Annotated in this window: 24 protein-coding genes; 9 read left to right on the plus strand and 15 right to left on the minus strand. The window is 58.6% G+C overall.

From position 1 onward, the window contains the following. Positions 1-161: 161 nt before the first annotated feature. Both puuE and ACEN8Q_RS05775 read right to left on the minus strand, forming a co-directional pair. Complete coding sequence (gene puuE, locus ACEN8Q_RS05770) at positions 162-1,055, minus strand: allantoinase PuuE (RefSeq protein WP_413704698.1); 894 nt, start codon at positions 1,053-1,055, stop codon at positions 162-164. Then, positions 1,055-1,924 carry a GNAT family N-acetyltransferase gene (locus ACEN8Q_RS05775; RefSeq protein ID WP_413704699.1) on the minus strand — a complete coding sequence of 290 codons (870 nt, stop codon included), beginning with the start codon at positions 1,922-1,924 and terminating at the stop codon, positions 1,055-1,057. The genes puuE and ACEN8Q_RS05775 overlap by 1 nt, the downstream gene beginning before the upstream one ends. Positions 1,925-2,293: 369 nt before the next feature. Between ACEN8Q_RS05775 and ACEN8Q_RS05780 the strand changes: the two genes are divergently transcribed. Then, the gene (locus tag ACEN8Q_RS05780; protein WP_413426983.1) at positions 2,294-2,761 is read left to right on the plus strand and encodes a metallophosphoesterase family protein; all 468 of its coding nucleotides are present in this window, start codon (positions 2,294-2,296) and stop codon (positions 2,759-2,761) included. A 25-nt stretch (positions 2,762-2,786) separates the two neighbouring features. Here ACEN8Q_RS05780 and ACEN8Q_RS05785 read toward each other — a convergent pair whose 3' ends face one another. Both ACEN8Q_RS05785 and ACEN8Q_RS05790 read right to left on the minus strand, forming a co-directional pair. Then, positions 2,787-3,104: a DMT family transporter gene (locus ACEN8Q_RS05785; protein ID WP_413704700.1), complete on the minus strand. Its 318-nt coding sequence runs from the start codon at positions 3,102-3,104 to the stop codon at positions 2,787-2,789. Between the two features lie 65 nt (positions 3,105-3,169). Beyond that, positions 3,170-4,171, minus strand: coding sequence for an SLAC1 anion channel family protein (locus ACEN8Q_RS05790; RefSeq protein WP_413704701.1), 1,002 nt, complete (start codon positions 4,169-4,171; stop codon positions 3,170-3,172). A 115-nt stretch (positions 4,172-4,286) separates the two neighbouring features. Here ACEN8Q_RS05790 and ACEN8Q_RS05795 point away from each other — a divergent pair, with 115 nt between their 5' ends. Further along, the gene (locus ACEN8Q_RS05795; RefSeq protein WP_413704702.1) at positions 4,287-5,243 is read left to right on the plus strand and encodes a GlxA family transcriptional regulator; all 957 of its coding nucleotides are present in this window, start codon (positions 4,287-4,289) and stop codon (positions 5,241-5,243) included. Between the two features lie 124 nt (positions 5,244-5,367). On the opposite strand, the gene ACEN8Q_RS05800 is transcribed toward ACEN8Q_RS05795, so the two are convergent. Next, positions 5,368-5,778 (minus strand): hypothetical protein, encoded by a 411-nt coding sequence (locus ACEN8Q_RS05800; protein WP_413704703.1) that lies wholly within the window; start codon positions 5,776-5,778, stop codon positions 5,368-5,370. Positions 5,779-6,082: 304 nt separating this feature from the next. On the opposite strand from ACEN8Q_RS05800, the gene ACEN8Q_RS05805 reads away from it, so the two are divergent. Then, entirely contained in the window at positions 6,083-6,838 is a 756-nt protein-coding gene (locus ACEN8Q_RS05805) for a tetratricopeptide repeat protein (protein ID WP_413426973.1), read from the plus strand. A 16-nt stretch (positions 6,839-6,854) separates the two neighbouring features. Here ACEN8Q_RS05805 and ACEN8Q_RS05810 read toward each other — a convergent pair whose 3' ends face one another. Further along, a complete protein-coding gene (locus ACEN8Q_RS05810; protein WP_413426972.1) occupies positions 6,855-7,193 on the minus strand; it encodes a hypothetical protein in 339 nt (112 codons plus the stop codon). Positions 7,194-7,509: 316 nt separating this feature from the next. Here ACEN8Q_RS05810 and ACEN8Q_RS05815 point away from each other — a divergent pair, with 316 nt between their 5' ends. From ACEN8Q_RS05815 to ACEN8Q_RS05835, 5 genes are read left to right on the plus strand one after another with little or no spacing between them, the layout of a single operon-like run. Further along, positions 7,510-8,982 (plus strand): c-type cytochrome, encoded by a 1,473-nt coding sequence (locus ACEN8Q_RS05815; RefSeq protein ID WP_413426970.1) that lies wholly within the window; start codon positions 7,510-7,512, stop codon positions 8,980-8,982. A gap of 49 nt (positions 8,983-9,031) precedes the next feature. Further along, positions 9,032-10,807 carry a cytochrome c oxidase subunit I gene (gene ctaD, locus ACEN8Q_RS05820; protein WP_413427001.1) on the plus strand — a complete coding sequence of 592 codons (1,776 nt, stop codon included), beginning with the start codon at positions 9,032-9,034 and terminating at the stop codon, positions 10,805-10,807. Next, on the plus strand, positions 10,804-11,496 hold the full coding sequence (locus ACEN8Q_RS05825; protein ID WP_413426968.1) for a heme-copper oxidase subunit III: 693 nt from the start codon (positions 10,804-10,806) through the stop codon (positions 11,494-11,496). Before ctaD ends, ACEN8Q_RS05825 begins: the two co-directional genes overlap by 4 nt. Before the next feature lie 6 nt (positions 11,497-11,502). Beyond that, positions 11,503-12,228, plus strand: a complete 726-nt coding sequence (locus ACEN8Q_RS05830; protein ID WP_413704704.1) for a heme-copper oxidase subunit III family protein — start codon at positions 11,503-11,505, stop codon at positions 12,226-12,228. Positions 12,229-12,241: 13 nt separating this feature from the next. After that, entirely contained in the window at positions 12,242-12,559 is a 318-nt protein-coding gene (locus ACEN8Q_RS05835) for a cytochrome C oxidase subunit IV family protein (RefSeq protein WP_008017298.1), read from the plus strand. Positions 12,560-12,591: 32 nt separating this feature from the next. Here ACEN8Q_RS05835 and ACEN8Q_RS05840 read toward each other — a convergent pair whose 3' ends face one another. The 4 genes from ACEN8Q_RS05840 to ACEN8Q_RS05855 all read right to left on the minus strand — a co-directional run bounded on the left by ACEN8Q_RS05840 (position 12,592) and on the right by ACEN8Q_RS05855 (position 15,239). Beyond that, positions 12,592-13,152 (minus strand): magnesium transporter, encoded by a 561-nt coding sequence (locus ACEN8Q_RS05840; RefSeq protein WP_413426963.1) that lies wholly within the window; start codon positions 13,150-13,152, stop codon positions 12,592-12,594. A 198-nt stretch (positions 13,153-13,350) separates the two neighbouring features. Further along, positions 13,351-13,641, minus strand: coding sequence for a hypothetical protein (locus ACEN8Q_RS05845; RefSeq protein WP_413426961.1), 291 nt, complete (start codon positions 13,639-13,641; stop codon positions 13,351-13,353). A gap of 140 nt (positions 13,642-13,781) precedes the next feature. Continuing rightward, positions 13,782-14,204, minus strand: coding sequence for an MAPEG family protein (locus tag ACEN8Q_RS05850; RefSeq protein ID WP_413704705.1), 423 nt, complete (start codon positions 14,202-14,204; stop codon positions 13,782-13,784). Between the two features lie 81 nt (positions 14,205-14,285). Further along, a complete protein-coding gene (locus ACEN8Q_RS05855; protein ID WP_413426957.1) occupies positions 14,286-15,239 on the minus strand; it encodes a diiron oxygenase in 954 nt (317 codons plus the stop codon). A 199-nt stretch (positions 15,240-15,438) separates the two neighbouring features. On the opposite strand from ACEN8Q_RS05855, the gene ACEN8Q_RS05860 reads away from it, so the two are divergent. Then, the gene (locus ACEN8Q_RS05860; RefSeq protein ID WP_413704706.1) at positions 15,439-16,395 is read left to right on the plus strand and encodes an AraC family transcriptional regulator; all 957 of its coding nucleotides are present in this window, start codon (positions 15,439-15,441) and stop codon (positions 16,393-16,395) included. A gap of 137 nt (positions 16,396-16,532) precedes the next feature. Here the strand turns inward: ACEN8Q_RS05860 and ACEN8Q_RS05865 are convergent, their stop codons facing one another. The 5 genes from ACEN8Q_RS05865 to ACEN8Q_RS05885 all read right to left on the minus strand — a co-directional run bounded on the left by ACEN8Q_RS05865 (position 16,533) and on the right by ACEN8Q_RS05885 (position 24,210). After that, the gene (locus ACEN8Q_RS05865; RefSeq protein ID WP_413704707.1) at positions 16,533-19,454 is read right to left on the minus strand and encodes a multicopper oxidase domain-containing protein; all 2,922 of its coding nucleotides are present in this window, start codon (positions 19,452-19,454) and stop codon (positions 16,533-16,535) included. Positions 19,455-19,851: 397 nt separating this feature from the next. Further along, the gene (locus ACEN8Q_RS05870; protein WP_413704708.1) at positions 19,852-20,640 is read right to left on the minus strand and encodes an SDR family oxidoreductase; all 789 of its coding nucleotides are present in this window, start codon (positions 20,638-20,640) and stop codon (positions 19,852-19,854) included. 46 nt (positions 20,641-20,686) lie between these two features. After that, the gene (locus ACEN8Q_RS05875) at positions 20,687-22,234 is read right to left on the minus strand and encodes an amino acid ABC transporter permease/ATP-binding protein (protein ID WP_413704709.1); all 1,548 of its coding nucleotides are present in this window, start codon (positions 22,232-22,234) and stop codon (positions 20,687-20,689) included. 64 nt (positions 22,235-22,298) lie between these two features. Further along, on the minus strand, positions 22,299-23,093 hold the full coding sequence (locus ACEN8Q_RS05880; RefSeq protein WP_413426947.1) for an ABC transporter substrate-binding protein: 795 nt from the start codon (positions 23,091-23,093) through the stop codon (positions 22,299-22,301). Between the two features lie 46 nt (positions 23,094-23,139). Beyond that, positions 23,140-24,210, minus strand: a complete 1,071-nt coding sequence (locus ACEN8Q_RS05885) for an isopenicillin N synthase family dioxygenase (RefSeq protein WP_413426945.1) — start codon at positions 24,208-24,210, stop codon at positions 23,140-23,142. Positions 24,211-24,219: the final 9 nt, after the last annotated feature.

Here is a 24,219-nt window from a genome sequence, read left to right on the forward strand (position 1 = left end):
ACTAATGAGCCATCACCCGGGCGAAGGAAAAATTCAAATAAATTAACAAGTTGTTCTGAGCGTTACAGACGGGTGAAGCGGGGGTGGGTGAAGTACCCCATTTGTGGGGAAAGTAGCGGCGCTGTTTCACCGACCGCTTTTGGTGGATTTGCATGTACCGCTCACGCGGGGAATTGGCCTATCCAGTGTCTGGCAATCTCTTCGCGCCGGCAGATCCACACCGCGTCGTGGCCTTGCACGTAATCGAGAAAGCGCGCCAGCGCCATCGCACGACCGGGATGGCCACTGATCCGCCCATGCAGGCCGACGCTCATCATCTTCGGGTGTTGCGCGCCTTCTTGCCACAGCAGGTCGAAAGCATCCTTGAGCAGCTGGAAGAAGTCTTCGCCGCAGGCGAAACCGTTCGGCAGCAGATAGCGGGCGTCGTTGTTGACCAGTGTGTAAGGGATCACCAGGTGGGCGGGTGAGCCCGGGAGCCAATAGGGCAGATCATCGTTGTAGGCGTCCGAGCTATAGAGAAACCCGCCTTCCTCACGCAACAGGCGGCGGGTGTTCTGGCTGACCCTTCCTGTGTACCAGCCTACGGGGCGTTTACCGCAGATCTGCTCGATCACGTCGAGGGTCAGGCGGATATGGCGCCGCTCCTGGTCTTCAGGCATGTCGCGATAGTCCAGCCAACGGTAGCCGTGCCCGGCAATCTCATGCCCGGCGGCGCAGAGCGCAAGGCCAATCGCCGGGGTGAGTTCCAGTGCCCGGCCGACGGCGAAGGCGGTCAGCGGCAGGCCTCGGGCGCTGAACAGCTGCAGAATGCGCCACACCCCTGCGCGCGACCCGTATTCGTACATGCCCTCGACGCTCAAGTCCGGTTCGCCCACACGCGGCGGACGGCCCGGTAGCTCGTGCAGCCAGGCCTCCGACTGTGCATCGCCATTGAGGATGCATGATTCCGCGCCCTCTTCGATGTTGAGGACGAACTGGACCGCGACGCGCGCCTCACCGGGCCATCGCGGGTGGGGTGGGCAGCCGCCATATCCGATGAGGTCGCGAGCGGCCATCAGCCCAGCTCGAAAGTCGTGACGCCGAACACACGTTCGTGCGCGATCGCCGGAGGAGGGCCGAGGTACATGCGTGCGCAGCCGAAAACCTCGATCATGCCCTGTTGGCGCACGAGCGCCATCGCGGCGGGGTTATTCTCCGGGGCATCGAGAAACAACGGGCCACCTGCCGCAAATTCCGCCAGGCGCGCGTAGAGGGCATTGGCTGCCAGGGCGTCATCGGCGAACAAGGGGCCGATCTTGCAGCCTTCCCGGCAGCGCCTTGCTACGCCATAGCCGCTTAGCCTGCCCTCGCGCCGGCAACCCACGGCGAGTGCGTCGGCCTGGGCTATCCAGCCGCTCAGGAAGGTTGCGCGCGCGGCGGGGAAACAGGTGCGGTCGTAATCGACAACCTGATCGAACGGGAAGGTGGCCAACGGGACGATGTCCTCGCCTGCCTGCGAGGTCGCCGGGTGTTCGGTGATCTCGGCACGAAAACGCATGTTGCGATGGGAAAAGACGAAACCACCCTTGGCGTAGTAGTCCTGCATCGCGAAGACGCCGTCCATGCCGATGCTCGCGCCTGGGCGCAGGCGGGCGAGGAGTCGCTCGCGGCGTGCGTGCCACAGGGTATTGCCCAGACCTTGACCGCGATATTCAGGCCGGACGATGAAAAAACCCATGAAACCGAATTCGCCATTGTAGGAGGTGATGGCACCGCCGCCGATCAATTCGCCGCTCCGGGACGCCGCGATGAAGGCGGCAGGGTCCGTAGCCCAGAACAGCTCGGCATCGTGAAGGCCGGGATTCCAACCCTCACGGGCGGCCCAACCGACGAGTTCGTCCAGCTCGGGACGGGTCATGTTGCGTATGACCAGTTGATTGGACACCGCAAAGTTCTCCTCAGTCGCTAATCGAGCGTGTGGTCCATCCCCACTCTGAACCCTTTCGGTATAGCTTCAACCCGGGTATTGATCCAGATCGTCGCAACACCTGCAGAATATGCTCGTCGCCATTGAGCGCAATACTGTTCAGTCAAGGATTCTGTAGGAGCGAGCTTGCTCGCGATGGACTTAAGGGCGCTGCGTTTAGTCAGTAAACACGCGGCATCGTTAGCGACCATCGCGAGCAAGCTCGCTCCTACAGTAGTGGCGTGGTTCGATGGCACCACCGTCGTCATGTGCGTGGGAGATCCTGCGCGTCGAAGGCATTCGGCCCGTTACACTGTGGCAGATTCCTGTATTCGTCCTGGAGCTTGCATGAAAGTTGGCGTGATTTCCGATACCCACGGCTTGCTCCGTCCCGAAGCGCTTGCCGCCCTGCAGGGGTGCGAGCGAATCATTCATGCCGGCGACATCGGTGCCCCGGAAGTCCTTGATCGACTGGCCGCTATTGCACCCCTGCACGTCGTGCGCGGGAACAATGATCAAGACCTTGCATGGGCAGGGCATCTCCCTGATCTTCTGCGTTTCGACATCAACGGTTGGCAGGCGTTGTTGGTGCATGACATTGCCGATGTCCCGGTCGAACTGGAGGCAGGCGTACAGCTGGTGATCACCGGCCACTCCCACCAGCCACGCATCGAATGGCGTGGGGAGCGATTGTTTGTCAATCCCGGTAGCGCGGGGCGACGACGCTTCAAGCTTCCGGTGACGCTGGCGCTGCTTGAGGTATCGGCGACTTCAATCGAGCCTCGGTTGATTGATCTGTTGGAGTCATCCCCGTAATGGGTTGAACCCTTCGTGATTTGAATCAGCGCAGCCCGTTCACGCTCAGCAGAATCAAGCCGACCCAGAACAACCGCCAAAGCGAAACCCCGTCACCGAGCCAATACATGCCGACGATGGCCGTACCGGCAGCGCCGATACCGGTCCAGACCGCGTAGGCGGTGCCCACGGGCAGGACCCGCAATACCATCGTCAACAAATACAAACTGCTGGCCAATGCTACTAAGGTGCCGGCGAGGATCCAGGGTCGATCCAGGCCATTTGCGCATTTCAATCCAACCGCAAAGGCGATCTCCAGGAAGCCGGCGACAATCAGCAGTAACCAGGATGTGGTGTAAGTCATTCGACAAGACCTGTGTTGGCAAAAAAAAAGCGAGCCGGTCAAGGCTCGCCAAAGGGAGGTAAACGTCAGTTGGCCAACAGTTTGCCGCTGAACAGACTGGCCAGGGTCTTCACGGTCAACACAAGCAGGGCCACTGTGAGGAACAGCAAGATCAATGCCGCGATAGCCATCAGCAACGTGCTGTCCTGGGCATGGGCATACTTCAGCGCAGCATTGCTCAGGGCTGCGATGGGAAAGCTGATTGCCCACCACGAAGGGGCAAAAGGCACATCGCGACGGAACACTTTGAAGCTCAGTACCACGAACAGGAACAGGCCGAAGTAGAACAACACGCTGGCAAACCGGTCGATCTCGCCGAACACGTTGGTGTACGCCAGGAAACCCACTTCAAATGGTGCAATCAAGACCATCAGTGAAGGCACCATGCCTTTGGCCAGAGCGGCCTGATGCACCAACCGCGAAAAGATCCGGGTAAAGAAAACCAGTGCCAGCACCGCACCCACGGCAAGCGCAAACAGGTTGAACTCCGCAGCCCAGGCCATGGGCATGTGCGCACCGGTTACCGCGATGTCGAGGGTGGCTACGCCCGGGATCAACCAGGCGGGTACGGCATTGAGTTGATCGTGACCGCCCGACAACAGGCGCGAAACCACCAGGCCGGCAAGCAACACGGTCAATACGCTGCCCAATATCCAGAGTGCCTGTCCAAGCAGTTGACTGTGGGGCGCTGCCACTGCGGAAAGCAGCAGCAGGGCGATGGTGACGGTGCCGAAAAAGTTGCTGGCGACCGGATGGTTGAATTCGGCCCGTACCGCTTCGGGATGCTTCACCCATTTGCTCAGATAGCCCAGCGTCAGCAACACGAATACCAGGCCGGCAAACGCGCCAATCGCTTCACCCAGCAGGCCACCGACGCCGTAATGCTGACCACTCAAGCGCCAGGCGAGGCCCAGGCCGGCCAAGCCCATGACTGAACCGAACAGATTGATGGGCAGGTTCTTGATGGATGTCTTGCTGGTCGATACTGATTGAGCTGCAGCGATGTTGGGGGTGTATGCAGTGTTCATGGCAGTCTCCCGTTTGACTGAATTTGCTGTTGGAGCTATTTTCAGCCAAACAGCTGTTGGCTGAAATAGTGCAGTTACGACGTATTCAGCCAATGATTCGACGAGGACAGACATCATGCGCATAACCCTCCTGGCCTTCCCCCGCGTGCAGCTGCTGGATGTGGTCGGTCCGGCAGACGTCTTCGCCGAGGCCGCCAGGCAACTTGGCAATCCACGTGCCTACCGGGTCGAAGTCATCGGGACCGACAAAGGGATGATCAAGGGCTCAAGCGGTCTGAAGCTCGGCATCGACGAGACCTTCGAAACCTATAAAGGCCGGATTGACACGTTGCTCGTGGCCGGCAGCCCGCACATCGACGAAATTGCCCTGAACCCCGCACTGCAGGAATGGCTGCGCCAACAGGCGAAATCAGTGCGCCGTATCGGCTCAGTCTGCAGCGGCGCCTTCCTGCTGGCCGCCGCAGGCTTGCTCGACGGGCGCCGTGTCACCACTCACTGGAATTCCAGCGCGAAACTCGCAAGGGAACATCCCCAGGCCCACGTCGACCCCGATAGCATTTTCATCAAGGACGGCAACCTTTACACCTCGGCGGGCGTCACGGCCGGCATGGACCTGGCCCTGGCGCTTGTCGAAGAGGATCACGGCAGGGAGCTGGCGCTCAGCGTTGCCCGTGAAATGGTGATGTTCTTCAAGCGACCAGGCGGGCAATCACAGTTCAGCGCGCAACTGGCAGCGCAAACCGCCGAGCGCAGTGTGATAAGGGATGTGCAGGAGTATGTCGTGCAGCACCTGAAGGCCGACTTGAGCGTACCGACCCTGGCCGCCCGCGCCGGCATGAGCGAACGCAACTTTGCCCGCACGTTCAAGGCCGAAGCCGGCTCGACGCCGGCCGAGTTTGTCGAACTGGCCCGCATCGATGCGGCCAGGCGGCTGATCGAGGATTCGGACGTATCACTCAAGCGCTTGGCCGATACCGTCGGCTATGCAAATACGGATGGGTTCAGAAGGGCCTTCATGCGGCGTCTCGGGGTGGGGCCGAGTGATTATCGCAAGCGGTTTTCAACTGGGTGACGGGGAAGGGGGCTCATCGTCAAAACGTCATCAGGCACTTCGGTACCTGATGTCAGCTTCTCACCGGTCGATGCACCACTCGTTCTGTGTATGCAGGACGAGTGGTGCAGGCGTGGCTTGGCAACTAGCGATAGTAGCGGCGATCGTCCTCGTAGCGGTACCGCATGTCCCGATCCTGGTGGCGCTCCCAATAACGATGGCGTTCGGCTTCGCGGCGGGCCTGCTCTCTGCGCCACTGCTCTCTACGCCACTCGTCTCGGCGCCAATCGTCTCTTCGCCAATCATCTCTGCGATAGTGCCAACGGCCGTTATGCCAGTATCGGTCGTCATGGGCCAACATCGGCCCTGGCTGCTTGCCGGCCATGTTGGCCAAGGTCGGCCAAGGGTTGTCGGCAGCCTTGACCGGAGCCTGAACGACTGCGACTTCATGTGCGACAACAGGGGTTGCGGTCTTCATTTGTGTTGCTGATGCCGAGCCCACTGCCGCGAGCGCGAACAGGCCGAAGAGCACCATCCGTGGGTCATGGAATTTCATGAACGAAGACAACCTCTGATTGACAATTGGACGTGTGGCCATCCACCTGCGGGTTTGCGCCTGCCGGACGGAAGTGCCTATCCACATAGACCGATAAACAGGGAAAAGTTCTAGAAAACCGCTGTTTAAATAGCCGATGGCCCCGAGTGTTTAGCGCCTTTGAGGTATTGGTCGCGACGGCCTTTACAGCGGGAACTTCAGGGCACGGGCCAGGTCAATAGGGGCCCTGTATCGCAGAAGCCGAGCAGCGCTGGTGGCCTGTTTTCGGGCAGTGCCGGCCGAGATCAGTCGAGTCCACCCCCTGATGCCAACCAAGAGTTTTCTCCCCGGTCTCCTCCTGGTGCTCTGCGCCGTCGCGTCGCATTGTTCCATTGCTGGCGAGCGAATCGCGCCCACGCAAAGTAACCGCGCCTCTACCACCCTGATCGAAACGGCCTCGCGGCAGTATGAAAATGGCCAGCTGGACCAGGCTGCTGCCACGCTGGAGCGTGCCCTGCATATTCAGCCGAACAATCCCGCGACGCTGCATTACCTCGGTGTGTTGCGCCTTCAGCAGGGGCAGTACCAACAGGCTGAAACATTGGCGCTGCGCTCGAATGTGCAGGTTGGTGGCAACGTCGAGTTACGCAACCGCAACTTCCAATTGATCCAGGCGGCCCAGCAGGCCCGGGCTTCGAATACCCCACCCCAAGCCAGAGAGGGCCAGGTTGCAGTACAGAAGGGGCAGGATGAGCAGATCCAGGAAGCACAGATGGCGCCTGTTGAACAACCCGCTGCGGACACTGGGCAACAAGCTGGCATTTTTGATCGGGTAAAGGCTGCGTGGGCATCGGTTTCGCCGACGGCTGACAAACCACAGCCTGAAGAAGCAGTGCAAATGGCTTCCGTTGCGCCAGCGCCCGCGTACGATGAGGTTGTGATTCCCCGCGGCCATTTGCCGCCTCCGGGGAAATGCCGGATCTGGTTTCCCGATCGCCCGCCCGGGCATCAGCCGGCACCCGGTCGCTGCAAGAAGCTGCGACATCGGGTTCCGCCGGGAGCCTTTCTGCTGCACGGTTGAGGCTGCGGGTGAGCCGCTATTCAATCAACTGATCGATCAACACTGCGTTGGTATAGACCAGGCTGCCATCGCTCGCACGGTGCCCGACCAGGTGAAACTGACCGCGTTCGTGGTGCAGATAGACACGCATCTGACAGTCGGACAAGGGCGCGTATCCCTCGGGCATGATCAATTCCATCGTATCCATATCGACATCGACCATGGCTTCACGCTCGTGGGACTGCTGCAAGCGCTCTTCGGCCTCCTCCAGACGGACATGGAGAGGGCCGTCGACGTAAAAATGGATCTCACCGATCGGGATGGACTTCTGGTCGGGGCTGGGCTTGCACCAGCCTGCGATCGTCAGTGCACTCATGACGAAACCTCCCATGTGGATTGCTGGACTCTATTAACTATCGTCCCTGTTCATTGCGATCACTCATGTTTGACGACTGTACAAGGGCAGGGTTCGCACTTTGTGGTCGCTTCTGGCCGATCGCTGCCGTCCGTCATCAGGATTCAAGTATAGCTGGCAACCGGAACTCCCTTGCCAACCTCACGGTACAAGCCGATGGCTCTATACTCCTTACTGACTTTACCGCCCGGACGGGTGGTATTTGTCTGGCCTGCTTGGATGTCAGTGGCGATGCTTTTGCATAACCAATGAACATCAGGAATAGGATGAAGAGCAAATGGCAATAGCAATTATCCTGGTACTAATCGTTATTGCATCAGTGCTATTCCACATATTCGCGCCCTGGCATGCGACACCGGCCGCATCCAACTGGGGGTCCATAGACACCACCCTGTTCATCACTCTGATCATCAGCGGAATATTCTTCATTGCCATCGTCGTATTCATGGCAGTCGCGGTGATGCGGTTTCGTCACAAGGAGGGTGCCCGGGCGGCCTACCAGCCAGAAAACAAAAAGCTGGAATTATGGTTGATCATCGTTACCTCGATAGGCATTGCCGGGATGTTGGCGCCGGGCCTGGTTGTTTACGATGATTTCATCCGGGTACCGAAAAATGCCTATGAACTTGAAGTGGTCGCCCAGCAGTGGCAGTGGGCCTTTCGTTTTGCCGGTCAGGACGCAAAGCTGGGCAAATCGGATATCAAGTTTGTTGATTCCACCAATCCTCTCGGCCTTGATCCCAAGGATCCTGCAGGGCAGGACGACGTGCTTGTCATGAATAATGAAGTTCACCTTCCGCTCGATCGGCCGGTGAAAGTCTTACTGCGTTCCAAAGATGTTCTGCACGATTTCTATGTACCGCAAATTCGCAGCAAGATGGACATGGTGCCAGGAATGGTGTCGTACTTTTGGTTTACGCCGACCAAGACCGGAAAGTACGAAACCCTTTGCGCTGAGTTTTGTGGCGTAGGTCATTACAACATGCGCGGCCATATGATCGTGGAAGAACAGGGCGTCTTCGATCAATGGCTGAAAGGCCAACCGACGTTTGCGCAGACATTGGCCACAGCTGCCAGGCCTGGAAGGGACAGCCTGTTGGAAAAAGGCCGCTTGCTGGTCGACAAATACGGTTGCGGTGCCTGTCATAGCCAGGATGGCAGTACCAGTCTTGGCCCTGGATGGAAGGGACTGTACGGCCGCACTGAACAGCTGGCCGATGGCTCCAGCGTACAGGTCGATGAGGCCTACCTGAAAGAGTCGATTCTCGATCCGAAGGCCCGCCTGGTAAAGGGCTACCCGCCGGTCATGGTGGCCTATACTCTCTCTGACGATGAACTGGGCGCGCTCGTCGCCCTGATCAAATCACTGGGTGCTGCGCGCCAGGGCGATGAAGCCACTGTTGGCGAAGCATCGGGCCCGGGTGAAGACCTGGTGGCGCAGGGACAGCGGCTGGCCGGGTCGCTTGGCTGTCTGGCCTGCCACAGTGTCGATGGCAACAAGGGCGTCGGCCCCAGCTGGCAGGGCCTGTATGGCAAGACCGAAACCCTTGCCGACGATACGAGCGTCAAGGTCGACGAGGGTTATTTAAAGGAATCGGTTCTTGAACCTGCTGTCAAAGTCGTCAAGGGTTACGCAGCCGTCATGCCGGCCTTGAAACCGAGCGACAAGGAGCTGGACGCGCTGATCGCTTTTATCAAGTCCAAAGCGAATGCCAACGCTGATGCAAGCAAGGCGGAGCCAGGGAAGTAGCCGTAAAGCAGCCAGCAATACACTGAAACTTCGACAGGAGGATGACGTGATGGCCTATGCGGAGCAAGCCGATACAGAAGCACTGCACGAGCCCAAGAGTTTCCTGACCAAATATGTCTGGAGTCAGGACCACAAGGTCATAGCCATTCAGTATTCCCTGACGGCTTTGTTCGTGGGTCTTATCGCCGTAGTGTTGTCCGGCTTGATGCGCATGCAGATCGGTTTCCCCGGCAGTTTGGCGTTCATGGATGCCAGTACTTACTATCAGGCGATGACCATGCACGGCATGATCATGGTCATTTACTTGCTGACGGCCCTGTTTCTGGGGGGCTTCGGCAACTATCTGATCCCGCTGATGGTCGGCGCCCGCGACATGGTCTTCCCCTATGTCAACATGCTCAGCTACTGGTTCTACCTGGTGGCGGTAGTGGTGTTGCTCTCCAGTTTCTTTGTCCCTGGCGGCCCCACAGGTTCCGGCTGGACGCTCTACCCGCCACAGTCCATCGCCCGGGGGACACCGGGGGTCGAGTGGGGCATCGTGCTGATGCTCGTCTCACTGGCGATTTTTATTGTCGCCGCCACCATGGGCGGGTTGAACTACGTCACCACTGTCTTGCAGGCGCGCACCCACGGCATGACCTTGTTTCGCATGCCGCTCTCGGTCTGGGGAATCTTCATGGCCTCGATCATGGCCTTGCTGGCCTTCCCGGCGTTGTTTGTCAGCGCAGTGATGATGCTGTTCGACAAGCTGTTGGGCACCAGCTTCTTCATGCCGGCGATGATTTCGCTGGGGCAGCAGCTCGATCACCAGGGTGGCAGCCCGATATTGTTCCAGCACCTGTTCTGGTTCTTCGGCCACCCGGAGGTGTACATCGTTGCTCTCCCGGCGTTTGGCCTGGTCTCGGACTTGATCAGCACCCATGCGCGTAAAAACATCTTCGGTTACCGAATGATGGTGTGGGCCATCATTGCGATTGGCGTACTCAGTTTTGTGGTCTGGGCACACCATATGTATGTCAGCGGAATGAATCCGTACTTCGGCTTTTTCTTCGCCGTCACCACCTTGATCATCGCGGTGCCGACCGCGCTGAAAGTCTATAACTGGGTACTGACCCTGTGGCGCGGCGACATCCATCTGACCGTGCCAATGCTGTTTGCCCTGGCCTTTATCGTGACCTTCCTGGTCGGCGGTCTGACCGGCTTGTTTCTCGGCAATGTGATCGTGGACATACCGCTCTCGGACACCTATTTCGTCGTGGCCCATTTCCATATGGTCATGGGCGTCGCACCGGTACTGGTGGTGTTCGGCGGCATCTACCACTGGTTTCCGAAAATAACCGGGCGCATGACCAACGACATCCTGGGCAAGCTGCATTTCTGGATTACCTTCCTGGGCACCTACGCCATTTTCTTTCCCATGCACTACCTGGGTTTCCAGGGCATGCCACGCCGTTACTACGCCTATGAAAACTACGCGTTCATCCCGCAGTCGGCGCAAGAGTTGAATGCCTTCATTACGGTGGTCGCACTGACCGTCGGCGTTTCCCAATTGCTGTTTGTGTTCAACCTGGCCTGGAGCGTATTCAAAGGCAGACCCGCAGGCAGTAACCCCTGGGGCGCGGCTAGCCTGGAATGGCAAACGCCGGACACCCCACCGGTACACGGTAACTGGGGCGCGAAGCTGCCGGTGGTGCATCGCTGGGCCTATGACTACAGCGTGCCGGGGATAGAGCAGGATTTCGTGCCGCAAACGGTCTCCGCCGAGGAACTGGAGCAAATGCGCCAACTCAGTGCCGGAACCAAAATAGCGGACGTTAAAACATGAACAGACTGCTACTGAGAAACGCCGACGGTGCTGACCCCGGCGGTAGCTGGAATCGCGATCCCGAGGGCATTCAGGCCGGCGAGGGCGGCGATAGAAGCCAAATCGCAAGGTTTGGCCTGCGCTTGTTTCTGGTGGTGGTCAGTTCGTTATTTTTTCTGTTTCTGCTCGCCTTTATCGCCCGCTCACAAATGGTCGACTGGCTACCCCTGACAGAACCCATGGCGCCGCTGGCCAATCCATGGCAGCTGTGGGTGAATTCGGCTTTCCTGGTATTGAGCTGCATCGCACTGCAGTGGTCGCGCATGGCTGCCCGCAAGGCTCGAATGGACGCCACGGTCATCGGCTTTGTATTGGGGGGAGGATTTACCATTGCCTTTCTGGCGGGGCAGCTCTGGGTCTGGCAGCAGTTTGTCGCCTGGGGTTACTTTGTCGCCAGCAATCCGGCCAACAGTTTCTTCTACCTGTTGACCGGCGTGCACGGCTTCCACCTGTTGGGCGGGTTGATTGCCTGGGCCAGGACCGTCGCCAAATTCCTGCGTCATGTGCCGTTGCCGCAACTCAGCGCCAGCATAGAGCTCTGTGCCATCTATTGGCATTACCTGTTGGGTCTCTGGTTTGTGCTGTTCGCGCTGCTGACCAGCACGCCGCAAACCTATGAAGCCATCGCCAGATTCTGCGGCCTGAGGTGAAAAGCCATGGCATCGCACCTGCAAGCCCAAGCCCAAGCCCAAGTCGAGACCAGTTCATCCAATCCGCCAGGCTCGCCACCTGCATCGGGATGGGAGGGCATCGCCAGCGACTGGTCCTCGGATAAAGACGCCTTCAAGCAGGTCCACTGGGGCAAGGCGATGATGTGGATTTTCCTGCTCAGCGACACGTTTATATTCACCTGTTTTCTGACCGGCTACATGTCGGTACGCATGACCATCACCACCGCCTGGCCGAACCCCAGTGAAGTGTTCGCCTTGACCATCGGCGGCACGGAAATTCCACTTATTCTGATTGCCATCATGACCTTTGTGCTGATCAGTAGCAGCGGCACCATGGCCATGGCAGTCAACTTCGCCTATCGCCGTGATCGCGCGAAAACCACGGCCCTGATGCTGGCGACCGCGGCCTTGGGCGTGACCTTCGTCAGCATGCAGGCATTTGAATGGAGCAAGCTCATCGCAGAAGGGGTGCGCCCCTGGGGGAACCCCATGGGGGCGGCGCAATTTGGCGCCAGCTTTTTCATGATCACCGGATTTCACGGACTGCACGTGTCAATCGGCGCGCTCTACCTCAGCATTGTGGCGCGCAAAGTATTGCGCGGAGATTATGAGCGCTCCGGAAATTATCAGAACGTCGAGATAGCGGGGCTTTACTGGCACTTCGTGGATTTGGTGTGGGTGTTTATTTTTGCTTTCTTCTATTTGTGGTAGAGGAGCACGGGTGATGGCACATGCTCAGGGTCAGCAACATCCAATCAGTCTGTACCTCAAGATCTGGGGGCTGTTATTCGTCCTCAGTACGATGTCGTACCTTGTCGACTATTTCCACTTCCATGGCTACCTTCGGTGGTTCCTGATTATCACGTTCATGTTGTTGAAGGCGGGTTTGATTGTCTCCATCTTCATGCACATGGCCTGGGAGCGGTTGGCCATGGTCTACGCGATATTGGTCCCACCTTTGTGTTTACTGGTGCTCGTCGGACTGATGGCCACTGAGGCGGATTATGTTTTCCTCAGCCGGGTCATTTTCTTCGGTCAATAAGCCGCCTTCGGATGGCCTTGAGTCTCCAGGAGCTAACCCGAAATCACTCGCTTGAACTGATGCCACTTGTGCTGCCAGGCTACTGTCCAGTGAGGGGCTGCCGCTCCCGTGCCGGCGATCTTCAGTTTTGGATGATGTCCGATGACCTGGTCCAGTATCGACTCCTGGTTCGGTTCAACATCCACGAAGAAGATATGTTTGCCTTCCTTTACCACCTGGCTGAAATTGCGAAAGTGAGTGTTCGGCACCTGGAACCCGAAAAAGCCGCCTTCCCAGATGCAGAAGCCCAAAACAACAATGGCAAGGAAGATAAAGGGCATCCAGCCTGCGGCGGACTCGGTCCAGCCCATCCAATAGGCGCCAAGCAGGACCAGCGCCGCGAGTGGCACACCGACCACCGCACCAATCTCACCGGAGTGAACAGCATCCTGTTCCATTAACGAGCTGATCTCGTGGAGGTGATGTTGTTCAACATCAGCAACTTTCTCACTGAACACATGAATCTGTTCGGAATTGATGCCGCTGGCTTCCAATTCATTTTCAACGGTTTCAAGTTCGTTGAGATTGTCACTGATGTAATAGTGTCGATTCATGCCACACCTCCGATCTAGAGTTTGCTGTAGACCTCCTTTGTCCGGCAGCCGTTAACCAGGATTTTGTAGTCGGTATCTGTACTGGGGGAAACGTTTCACACTTCATGCAATCTGAGCGAAGTATAGCACTCGCCAGCCTGCGGGCCGGTCGGCAACTTGCGACACCGGTAGTGTCGCGAGATCAACCGCAAGGGCACGCTAGTTGATCTGCACAATGACCGGACCTTCAGTTACGATCGGCGGGTTCGCCCGGATATTCGAGGTGTTTTTCTGAATCCACTCGCGCGCGACTTTCGAGCTCGCATCACTGCCGGCCTTGTCCTCGCAAACAGTCACCGACGTACCACCATCTCCCGTATTCAACAGTGTGTAGCTGACCAGACCAGGCACTGTCCGCAAGGTAGCTTCGATGTCGACATTGCGTTCTTCCAAAAGATTGAAAAGCTCCTTTGCTCCAGTACCCAGGTAGGTTCGTATAACCGCATACATGGTCGTCTCCTTTGGGACTACCGATCCGTTGATGGCCGCAATCACTCAGGTTTCAGTTCGCCCTGATTTATTAAGCTTAGCCAAACGCCGGCGATAATCTGAAAGCAACGACCACCGGCTACTTATGGCCGTTTTCGTATTCATGCGCCGTAATACGCAGCGATAACCATGAGCGCAAGAAAACAGACCAGTTGAACGCAAAAGAAGGTAAACCGGACTGCGACGAACGCATTGGTTTGCACATGGGATACGTGAACCAGCGACTGGCACACGCGAGCGATCAGGATGAGCGTGGACAAGTAGTTCACTGCCGGGCCGTTGATATCAAGGGCGGAAATCACGAACACGATGACGGCAAAGACAGGCAGGTTTTCCACACAGTTGGCGTGTGCCCTGGTCCCGCGCTGGTACCAGTCCGCGCCTTCGAGCTGATCGCTGCGGAAAGAGGCGATCGGAGCACTCGAGAACAGGATGGCGACCCAGCGATAAACGCCGACGGTTGCCATCAACAGCAGCAAAGTCCAGGTCGCAAACCCAAGCAACATCCACATCGGTACGGTCATGGCCGCCATCCTCGATAGATCATTATCGGCAAGTCATCCCACAGTCGCGCGACCAACGAACAGTCGGTCGCGCGCTGTCGTTCAATTGCGCATGATGGGTGCCAGTGCGGTCTGAATCCTGGACATCTGTGCAGGCGTTGTCATGTGCGTCAGCAACCGGCCAAAGTGTGGATGCTGCACGCCCGAGACAATGTATTGCCAGCGGTAGGCGCCCAGCACACCGACCTTGATTTGCGCGGTCTCCTCGGCACTGAACGATCGTGAAACACTACCCATGAAGTAGTCGGCATCGGATGCCGACTGTGCCAGCAGGATTGCGTCGACGGCCGCCACCAGCGCAATCAGGTCATTCACCGCCGAGTCGCGCTCGGCCGGCGAGAGTTTCGCGTGCTCCGCCTGCCACTCCAGTTCATCGAGTACGACGTGCCGGCTTTCATCCATCCAGTGAAATTTGAAGACATCCTTGAACAGCGGGCACAACTCTTCGCGTGGTGCGATGCTCTGTACGTAGTGCGCCTGAACGAACAGCTCGATATGACAGGTCAGCGCCAGCACCGACCAGGTGCTGGCCGCCAGTACCACGTGCGCTACATCGTTTGGATCGGCAACTTGACGATAGCCCGCGGGCAATTGCGAACCGATCATCGTCTCCATGCGCCGGAACAACGCCTGGTGCTTGATCTCGTCGTTGGAAAAGCGCACCAGCGCTTCGAGTGCGAGTTGATTGTCAAATACATGGGCCCGACCCTGATCGAGCATTTTGGCACTGATAAAGCGCTCCACCAGGCCAAAGATATACGCATAGGTTCGGCCCTGAATCTGACTGAGCAGGCGTGCCTCGGCTGCGGTGAGAAAAGTCAGGCGATCGATCTGCGACAGTCCGTCGGGCAGGAATTTGCGCGAGAAGTCGAAACGCCGGTCCTGTAGCAAATCGCGATCGATCTGCCATTGGTTTTTTTCCGATGATCTGACAATCCGCGCATAACGGGCAGCGTTGCCTGACTCTGAGCCGGGTAGGGTAGCTACGGTGTTCATGTGGATCTCCTGTTGCCCCGGTTGAATTGGAGTGGGGCAATTACGGTTGACGCCGGAGCCAATGATCTTGGGTGAAGCCTCTGGGAACAGTCTCGATCTCTGAGTCCGCGCTGGTGCTAATCTAGGGCTCGCGGTTCAGGCGGCAAATGACCGGTGCGCCTGATTACATGCTCCGGACTCCGGAAAGGAGGGCTGGCAATTGCTGGACGCGCTTTCTGATGTTTTGCGGGTGATTCGGCTGTCTGGGGGGGTGTTCCTCGAGGCGGAGCTCACTGCGCCCTGGTGCATCAACGGAAGACTCTCGGCGGATGATTGCAAACCGTTCCTGGCGGTACCCCGGCATATCATTGCGTCGCATTTTGTCGCGGCGGGGCACATGCAAATACGCATCGACGGTGATACCACCGTCGACGTGGGGGCAGGCGAACTGGTTCTGCTGCCTCGCAATGACGCTCACTCTTTTGGCAGCGACCTGAGCGTTGCGCCCATGCCGGCCAGAGAAGTCATTCAGCCACCGGAAGTCGGTGGGATTTCGCGGATCAAGTACGGCGGGGGCGGCGAGGCCACACAGTTGTTGTGCGGATTCCTCGGCTCTGAAACGCCTTTCAGCCCGTTGCTTTCGTCATTGCCATCCTTGTTGAAACTGGACGTATGCGCGACGGCTTCGGGCGCCTGGATCGAAAGCTCGTTCCGTTTTGCTGTCAGTGAAATCGCGGCGGGGCGCGTCGGTTCGACAACGGTCATCGCCAAGCTGTCCGAGCTGCTATTCGTCGAAGCCATCGGCCAGTATGTCGCCAGCCTGCCCGCCGAGCGGCGCGGATGGCTGGCAGGTTTGCGGGATCCGCATATCGGGCGTGCGCTGGCGCTACTCCATGCTCGTCCGACCGAAGGCTGGACTGCGGAAGCCCTGGCGCTTGAGGTGGGCATGTCGCGCTCGGTTTTCGCGGAGCGATTCACGGCGCTGGTCGGACAGCCACCGATGCAATACCTGACGCTCTGGCGTATGCATGTGGCCGCTCAACACCTGCGCGAAGGTCGCGGCAATGTGGCGCAAGTCGGTTTTGCAGTTGGCTACGAATCCGAAGCCGCGTTCAGTCGCGCATTCAAACGCCAGTTCGGCACATCCCCCGGCACCTGGCGCAGACAGTCAGCATGAGAAGGTCCGGTGCCGGTGGACACCCTGAAAAAGCCAGGCAGCCAGTGTCCGACCAGCGACCCAAAGCCGACTGTGATGTCAGGCGGCTTTGGGTTGAAACGGTCATGCAGGCGGATTTTTGTGTTTGATAGACGACACTAGCCTTTGCCTCCGCTGCTGCCACTACTGCCTCCGCTGCTGCCACTACTGCCGCTGCCGCTGCCGCTGTTACCACTGCCGCTGTTATCTCCTTGGTTGTTATTGTTGACCCTGACCTGTGGCCCGACGCCATCTCCCGTACGGAATGTCGGTAACGCAACCGAGTCCACGAATTTCACGCCGTCCCAGCTGGGCAGCGGTGTGGGCATCAACTGGAACTGGCCCGGGTGCTCGGAGTCCCAACGCAGCAGCATCGAGGTGTCCTCATGCTGGGTGTTGTGGCAGTGCTCCATGTAGGTACCGGCAAACTCACGGATGTGTATGGCCATTTCGACATTGTCTCGGCTCTCTGGATGGCGGCCTATATCGTACATATCTTTGCGCGCGCCTTTTTCCCATTCTGGTGGTGGTCTGCCACCGCGGGTGAGAATGATCCCTTCCTCGAAGTGCACATGCACCGGGTGACTCCAGCCATTGCCGCCGTTCTGGATCTTCCAGACTTCCAGCGTGCCTTCACCCTTGAACCCGGCCGGTGTCGGGCCAGTGGCCAGTTGTGGCGCGGCGGAAATCCGGCGTGGGTCCATGTTGAAGCCTCGGCCGCCATCGGTCTTGATCGTCCAAGGCGCAAAATCCGTGCCGTTGGAGCGGCCAAAGATAAAGGTGCGGTGCCGCGCCTGGGCAAGCCGGGCGATATCGGCAGGGTCATCACGGTGCAAGGGCAGGGGGATCATGAACTTGCCTTCGGGCTTGCCAGGCTTGGCGGGCTCGAAGTCGACCGGATTCATGCTGACATCCTGGCCGCTGTAAGGCTGGACGTTGAGTTGCAGGAACAGGCCCACGCCCGGGTCACCGTTGACCCACTGTGGCCCGTGGCTGGTTTGCCTGACCACGGGCAGGTACTTCTCGGAGAGTACATCCGCCAATGGAATGTCGCGTTTAGGGCGCCTGCCGTTTTCATGCTCCTCGATGTTGACGAAGAAAATCCTGTCGCCCGCCTTGATGCCGTTTGCCGCGAAGTCGATGACGATGTCAAAACGCTCGGCAATGCCCTGTATTGGCAGAATGGCATTGTGGTTCTGTGTGTCGCCGTCGCCATCGAGGTCCAGGCTGCCATCGAACGGCACCGCGTGCTCCATGATATTGCCGTCGTTGGCAATCATGTGGAACGGCACCCGGTTATAGGAAACCCCGGAGTTGTTCGGGCCAGAAAACTCGCCACCATTACCATTGACCTGACGCACCACCGCCAGCTTGAAGTAACGAGAAACCGATCCGTTGAGAATGCGGAAACGGTAGCGGCGGGCACGTACGTCCAGGAAGGGCTTGAACTCCCAGTTGGTCAATACCTGGTCACCGAGAAAACCGTCGGTGTTGAAGGGGTTGAACCACAATTGGCCGGTCTGGTCCCAGGCCTTGTCGGCAATCGTCAGGTTGACGTCATAGTCGCGGTTACCCCAGCCCAGCGCCGAACCGCTGGGCAAGCGCAGGTTGACCCCGTCGTCGACCGACTCGTTGCCACGGTCCAGGGCGCTGTAGTAATTCATCATCGTCGCGTTGCCCTTGTAGACATTCTGCGCGGTGAAATCGAGCATGTGGTCGTGGAACCAGTGGGTGCTCATGGTTTCGCGCCAGTCGCCACGGATCTTGATGGTGCCGTGGTCGCAGGTCTTGAAACCTGGGGTGGCGTCGTTGACGAAAAGGATTTCACCGGGGTCGCAGGGGAACGCTGCCCGTGGGTCCTCGGCCGTGGTATTGATGGTGTCGTAACCGGCCAACTGGATCGGCCAGCGATAGTCGTAGTACTGGCCCGGGAAGAAGAACGCGTTGGCAAAGCCGTCGCTTTCCGCCGGGGTGTGGCCGTTGTGTTCATGGGTGGTGAGGGTGTGCAGGCCAAAGCCCCGGTTGGCCGATGGGTCAATCGGCAGGGCATCGTAATGACGCATCAGCATCGCCTGGCCATAGCGTACTAGAAGCAGTTTGGGCGGAAAGGTGCCGTCGAATGTCCACAACGCATTATGGTCCTGGACAGGAAGGTTTTCGTGAAACTGCACTTGAATGCCCTTGGTGGTGCCCTCGTTGGCCGGGGTGCCGTTGGTGTTGTGATAGAGCCCGCCTGGCGCAAATTCCCCCACGGCGTAGTTATGCCGTTGCATGCGATCTCGCAAGCCACTGTTGACGTGCGCGCCTGCTTGCACAGTCTTGAAGGCGTCGCGCGGGAAAAACTCATTGAAACGCTGGTGCGACCAGCCTTTTCCCGGTGGCCGGCCTTCTGCGGGCGAATCGACTCGGCGATTGAGGAAAAGCTCGATCTGTGCCTTCCAGGGGTTGCGGTCCAGTACATTGGAGAACTCTGTCGGGAAGGGCGTCAATGCCGGCTGCCTGAGAAAGGCATCCAGCGCATCCGGCGACGGGCCGCTACGCGCCACGTTCAATGGATCTTGCGCCGGTGCTGGGCCCACCGTCGGAACCGGAAACGGAACGGGTGATGGCGGGTCGGCCGCATCCAGTTTGTTCGAGCCGAATTCCTCGAACAGTTCAAGCTTCTGTGTGAACGGTTGAACCCCGAACAACGGGCTGGCATTACCGTTGGTGGGGATATTGAAGCTGGGTTGCAGATTGGGTGGCAGCACATTGTCGACCAAGGGCGTCTGGCGGTTACCGACCACTCCATTGGGCAAGTCGAAAGCGCCGACGTTTGCCGGAGGCAGCTTGAGCAAATCCCGTAATGCGGCATCGGCGTCGGCAGGCGGATTGGTGAACGCCGATGGGTCGGTAGGAGGCGGTGGATCGGTGTTGTCGAGGGGGGCTGCCGGGGCCTGGGACAAGCCCAACCCCAGCATGATCGCGGCAGCAGAGATACTCATCGCCAGCCTGGTTTTGGACAATGGACTAGGATTCAACCTTCCGGTATCCAGTTTCATCGCAAACACCTCTGACGGGTTCCGCGGAGCGCGTGGCAATACATGGGCAACGAGCCACTGCTCCTGGCCGGGCAGGCGAAACTTTTTATTTCGAGCCGGGATGGGAACGATGCATATTTCCCGCCGAAAGTGACAGGCGGTGACTAATGGCTCTACGCCACGCCCCTCTTGCTTGCGGGCTTTGAGCGGGCGTATCAGAAGCTGGGTGAAGGCCCCCGATAATGGGGAATACCCCCCAATACAGGGTGCGATTGTGCGGGATATTCGGGATAAGAGACGTTGTAGGAGCGAGCTTGCTCGCGATGGACTCAAGAGCGCTGCGTTTAGTCAGGAAACACGCGGCATCGTTGACGACCATCGCTAGCAAGCTCGCTCCTACAATTTATGCCTGTCGTCATTATTGACTGGAGCGAACGGCGCCTCCATCGATCAACAGGTTCTGCCCGGTCAGGTAGCCTGCATGGCTGCTGCAAACGAAGGCGCAAAGCGCACCGAACTCCTCGGGTGAGCCGAAGCGTTTGGCAGGAATCTCGGCACGGCATTCGTCAAGGAAAGCCTCACTGTCTTGCCCCGACTCTTCGGCGGCAGCGACAAGGTTGTCACGCAGTCGATCGGTATCGAATGAGCCCGGTTGCAGGTTGTTGATCGTCACATTGCGACTGGCAATGTTGTCCTGTCGGGCAAGCCCTGCGATGAACCCGGTCAGGCCACTGCGCGCACCATTGGACAGGCCCAGGCTTTCGATGGGGGACTTCACGGCGCTCGACGTGATGTTGATGATCCGGCCAAATCCGCGTGCCGCCATGCCGTCTACCGTTGCCTTGATCAAGTCGATAGGGGTCAGCATGTTGGCATCCAGCGCCTTGAGCCAGGCATCGCGATTCCAATCGCGGAAATCCCCGGGGGGAGGGCCTCCGGCGTTGTTGATCAAAATATCGAAATGCTCATGGGCCTTGAGCGCTGCCGCCCGACCCTCGGGCGTCGAAATATCTCCCGCCACGGCGATGACAGTCACTTGAGGATTTATCGCTCTGAGCTCACGGGCCGTTTCATTCAGCGTGTGTTCGCCCCGAGCGGTGATCACCACGTTCACGCCTTCGCGCACGAGTGCCTGTGCGCAGGCTTTGCCCAGGCCTTTGCTGGCGGCGCAGACCAGCGCCCAGCGTCCTGCTATTCCAAGATTCATGCGGGTTTTCCTGAAAGTAGGTAGCTCAAAGAAAGTGCTTGCCTGTTCATGCATGGTCCACCGTAGCAGACAGGTTTGGCGATCGGGCAGCGATTCCCATGAAGCGCCGTACTCGCTCGCCCTTGGCGTCGCATCGTATGGTTTCAGGTGCGGCATCGAGTTGAATATTGCCGTTTTCCATGAAAATCACCCGGTCGGAAATCGACATGGCAAAGTCCATCTCGTGGGTCACGATCAGCATGGTCATGCCTTCCTTCGCCAGGTCGCGGATCACGTTGAGCACGTCGTTGACCAATTCCGGGTCGAGGGCCGAGGTCGGCTCGTCGAACAGCATGATCTGCGGTTCCATCGCCAGGGCCCGAGCGATCGCCACACGCTGTTGCTGCCCGCCGGAAAGCTGGTGCGGGTACTTGTGGGCATGGGCCAGCAGGCCGACCTTGTCCAGCAGCGCATACGCACGATGCTCACTCAATTCGCCCGGTTGGCCGTGGTAACGCGGTGCCAGCGTGACGTTGTCGAGAATGGTGCGGTGCGGGAACAGGTTGAAGTTCTGGAACACCATGCCGATGTGCCTAACGCCTTTGCGCAGGCGGGAGCTGTTGGGTTTGTCCGATGCCTCGATGAACTTTTCGCCGAACAACTGAATGTCGCCGGTATCGATGCTTTCCAGGCCGTTGACCGTGCGGATCAGCGAAGTCTTGCCGGAACCGGATGGCCCGATGATCGAGACCACCTGGCCGTAGTCGACATTCAGGTCGATACCCAGCAGCACCTTGTGCGTGCCATAGCTTTTCTGGATGTTGTTCAGTTGCAGGATCGGCGTCGCGTTGTTGCCGGCGGCTTTGCGCGCAGTATCGGGCAACGCTTCGGCGCTGGCCTTGAACCTGGCGATGGTGGCCTCGTCGAGCGTGTGCGGCTTGCGGAAGTTCAGGTCCAGGTAGCGCTCCAGGCGCTGCAGGAAATAGCCGAACACGGTGACGATCAACACGTAGTAGACGCCTACCGCCGCCAGGGTCTCCATGACCAGGAAGTTGGTGGCATAGAGGCGTTGGCCGACCGTGAGGATTTCGGTCAGGGAGATGACCGAGACCAGCGATGTCAGCTTGACCACAGTGATGTATTCATTGATCAGCGTGGGCAGCGATATACGGAAAGCCTGGGGAATCACGATCAGGCGTTGCATGCCGAACAGGCCGACACCCAGCGCGCGCCCGGCTTCCTTTTGGCCCTTGGCCACGGAAATCAGACCGCCACGATGGATTTCCGCCATGTACGCCGCCTCGGTGACCACCAGGGCCAGCAAGCCGGAGTAGAAGGGGTTGGACAGGATCGGTCCACTGCCGGGAAACAGTTGCGGCAGGTTGTAGACGAACACCACCAGCACCAGCAACGGGATGCTGCGGAAAAACCAGATGTAGGCAGCTGCCGGCATGCGCAGCAAGGGCGATTGGGACAGCTTGGCCGTGGCCAGGAGAAAACCCAGCAGCATGCCGATGAACCAGGCCAGGGCACTGAGCTGGATCACCGTGACGCAGGCTTTCCAGAAGTCTGGCAGGGAGAACAGGGAGAGAAAGTACGACCAATCGAATTGCATAGGGCACCTCGATCTGCCGCCCCCGTGCAGGGACGGCAGATGACCAGACTACAAGGACAGGTTCTTATTGGGCAGCCGGCTCTTCCAGGCCATATTTCTTAAGGATAGCGGCGTATTCACCGCTCTTTTTCGTCTCTTCGAAGGCTTTTTGCAAAGCCTGGAAGGTTTCGTCGTTGCCTTTCTTGACGAAGATGCCCAGGGTTTGCTGATAGATCGGGTGCTCGGTGGTGATCACGACCCGGCCATTGGTTTTTTCCGCGATCATTTTTGCGGCACCGGCGATTTCAACCTGGGCCTGGATGTTTTTGGACAACAGGGCCTGGGTCACTTCGGGCGCAGAGGGGTACTCGCTGACGGTGATGGCGCCTTTGTTGTTCGGCACGCAGTAGTCGTCGGACAGCTTGCGGAACTCCTTGACCCAGGTAGTGCCCTGTTCCAGGCCCAGTTTCAAGCCGCACAGGTCCTCAGGCTTTTTCGCATTGATCTCGCTGCCCTGAGGCACCATGACCGCAGCACCGGTGTTGGCATAGGCGATGGTCTGGGCTTGAGTCTGGCGCTCCGGCGTGATGTACATGCCGGAAATGACCGCGTCGTACTTGCCGGAGTTCAGGCCCAGGATCAGGCTCGGGAACTTGGTGTCGACGAACTCCACCTTGCCGTTCATGTGTTTGGCCAGTGCCGTTGCCAATTCGGGGTCCGAACCCACCACGTTCTTGTCCTTGTCATAGGATTCGAAAGGAGGGTAAGTGATTTCCATGCCGACCTTGAACGTGTCCGCCGCGGCCATGCTTGCCGAGGCAGCGAGCATGCCGGTTGCCAATACAGCCAAGCTCAACAGGTTTTTTTTATTGTTTTTCATTATTTACTGACTCCGGCGTAGATAAGGATTTAACTGAAAACTTCAATCAGGACAGTTGAGCCTGATTTTTCAAATGTCCGAAACTGGCGGGCTTGCGTGCCTTGCCTGGCAGTTGAACTTCCCCGTTGGCCACCCTCTGGCGCAGATACTGATAGGTCTGCAGCGCCTGGCCATACATGTGTTCGCCGATCGTGATTTCTTCGTAGTCGTTGCCGGCCTGGGCGAACCCGGGCAGTGGTTTGATCTGGGTGTGATAGTCGCAGGCATAAAACAGCGGGAAGGAATAACGCTCCTCCTTCACGCTGCGCACCCGGTGCGCAGTGGCAACGAATGCGCCTGCCGTCATCACTTCCAGCATGTCGCCGATGTTGACCACAAAGGCATCGGCGATCGGTGGTGCATCGATCCATTGACCAAGGTTGTTCATCACCTCAAGGCCAGGTTTGTCGGCCAGGAGGATGGTGAAACACTCGTAATCAGTATGGGCGCCCAGACCCGGTGCGTCATGGGCCGCACCGTCGTAGGGGTAGTGGATCAGCCGGAGCTTGGACGGCGGACGGCTGACCAGGCTGTCGAAATAGTTTTCGTCCAGGCCCAGGGTCAGGGCGAAGCCGCCGAACAGGCGCCGGCCCAGGGCGAAGATCGCTTCATAGTAGGCCTGCACCGATGCCTTGAAACCTGCCAGCTGCGGCCAGTCGTTGGGCCCCAGCAATGGCGTATTGGCCAGCACCAGCGGGTCATCGGCCGGGACTTCGAAGCCGACGTCGAAGGCTTCCTTGTGGTCCGGCTTGCCTTTGGAATAGACCTCTTCGCCTTCGGGTACAAAGCCCTTGTGGGTTTGCGAGGTGCCGATGTAGTGCCGCATCTTGGTGTCGAAGGGCTGGTCGAAAAAGTCCTTGGCCGCCTTGCGCAGGTTGGCGATCAGTTGCGGGTCGATGCCGTGATGGGTGATATAGAGGAACCCGACTTCGCTGGCGGCACGCCCCAATTGTTCGGCCACGGCCAGGCGGTGTTCCAGTTCAACGCTGAACAGACCGGCGATGTCGACCACCGGGATGCTATTGAAGTTGGCTTTGTGTGTGTCAGTGCTGGCGCTGTTGTTTTTATTGTCAGGCATGACGCATCG

It is taken from the genome of Pseudomonas sp. Pseusp16, from assembly GCF_047324915.1.
Taxonomy (GTDB): domain Bacteria; phylum Pseudomonadota; class Gammaproteobacteria; order Pseudomonadales; family Pseudomonadaceae; genus Aquipseudomonas; species Aquipseudomonas fluorescens_CD.

What these genes read in the sequence shown, in the direction of transcription:
- puuE (WP_413704698.1), bottom strand. Translation starts at nt 1,055, where the DNA reads ATGGCCGCTCGCGACCTCATCGGATATGGCGGCTGCCCACCCCACCCG.
- ACEN8Q_RS05780 (WP_413426983.1), top strand. Translation starts at nt 2,294, where the DNA reads ATGAAAGTTGGCGTGATTTCCGATACCCACGGCTTGCTCCGTCCCGAA.
- ACEN8Q_RS05785 (WP_413704700.1), bottom strand. Translation starts at nt 3,104, where the DNA reads ATGACTTACACCACATCCTGGTTACTGCTGATTGTCGCCGGCTTCCTG.
- ACEN8Q_RS05790 (WP_413704701.1), bottom strand. Translation starts at nt 4,171, where the DNA reads ATGAACACTGCATACACCCCCAACATCGCTGCAGCTCAATCAGTATCG.
- ACEN8Q_RS05795 (WP_413704702.1), top strand. Translation starts at nt 4,287, where the DNA reads ATGCGCATAACCCTCCTGGCCTTCCCCCGCGTGCAGCTGCTGGATGTG.
- ACEN8Q_RS05800 (WP_413704703.1), bottom strand. Translation starts at nt 5,778, where the DNA reads ATGAAATTCCATGACCCACGGATGGTGCTCTTCGGCCTGTTCGCGCTC.
- ACEN8Q_RS05805 (WP_413426973.1), top strand. Translation starts at nt 6,083, where the DNA reads ATGCCAACCAAGAGTTTTCTCCCCGGTCTCCTCCTGGTGCTCTGCGCC.
- ACEN8Q_RS05810 (WP_413426972.1), bottom strand. Translation starts at nt 7,193, where the DNA reads ATGAGTGCACTGACGATCGCAGGCTGGTGCAAGCCCAGCCCCGACCAG.
- ACEN8Q_RS05815 (WP_413426970.1), top strand. Translation starts at nt 7,510, where the DNA reads ATGGCAATAGCAATTATCCTGGTACTAATCGTTATTGCATCAGTGCTA.
- ctaD (WP_413427001.1), top strand. Translation starts at nt 9,032, where the DNA reads ATGGCCTATGCGGAGCAAGCCGATACAGAAGCACTGCACGAGCCCAAG.
- ACEN8Q_RS05825 (WP_413426968.1), top strand. Translation starts at nt 10,804, where the DNA reads ATGAACAGACTGCTACTGAGAAACGCCGACGGTGCTGACCCCGGCGGT.
- ACEN8Q_RS05830 (WP_413704704.1), top strand. Translation starts at nt 11,503, where the DNA reads ATGGCATCGCACCTGCAAGCCCAAGCCCAAGCCCAAGTCGAGACCAGT.
- ACEN8Q_RS05835 (WP_008017298.1), top strand. Translation starts at nt 12,242, where the DNA reads ATGGCACATGCTCAGGGTCAGCAACATCCAATCAGTCTGTACCTCAAG.
- ACEN8Q_RS05840 (WP_413426963.1), bottom strand. Translation starts at nt 13,152, where the DNA reads ATGAATCGACACTATTACATCAGTGACAATCTCAACGAACTTGAAACC.
- ACEN8Q_RS05845 (WP_413426961.1), bottom strand. Translation starts at nt 13,641, where the DNA reads ATGTATGCGGTTATACGAACCTACCTGGGTACTGGAGCAAAGGAGCTT.
- ACEN8Q_RS05850 (WP_413704705.1), bottom strand. Translation starts at nt 14,204, where the DNA reads ATGACCGTACCGATGTGGATGTTGCTTGGGTTTGCGACCTGGACTTTG.
- ACEN8Q_RS05855 (WP_413426957.1), bottom strand. Translation starts at nt 15,239, where the DNA reads ATGAACACCGTAGCTACCCTACCCGGCTCAGAGTCAGGCAACGCTGCC.
- ACEN8Q_RS05865 (WP_413704707.1), bottom strand. Translation starts at nt 19,454, where the DNA reads ATGAAACTGGATACCGGAAGGTTGAATCCTAGTCCATTGTCCAAAACC.
- ACEN8Q_RS05870 (WP_413704708.1), bottom strand. Translation starts at nt 20,640, where the DNA reads ATGAATCTTGGAATAGCAGGACGCTGGGCGCTGGTCTGCGCCGCCAGC.
- ACEN8Q_RS05875 (WP_413704709.1), bottom strand. Translation starts at nt 22,234, where the DNA reads ATGCAATTCGATTGGTCGTACTTTCTCTCCCTGTTCTCCCTGCCAGAC.
- ACEN8Q_RS05880 (WP_413426947.1), bottom strand. Translation starts at nt 23,093, where the DNA reads ATGAAAAACAATAAAAAAAACCTGTTGAGCTTGGCTGTATTGGCAACC.
- ACEN8Q_RS05885 (WP_413426945.1), bottom strand. Translation starts at nt 24,210, where the DNA reads ATGCCTGACAATAAAAACAACAGCGCCAGCACTGACACACACAAAGCC.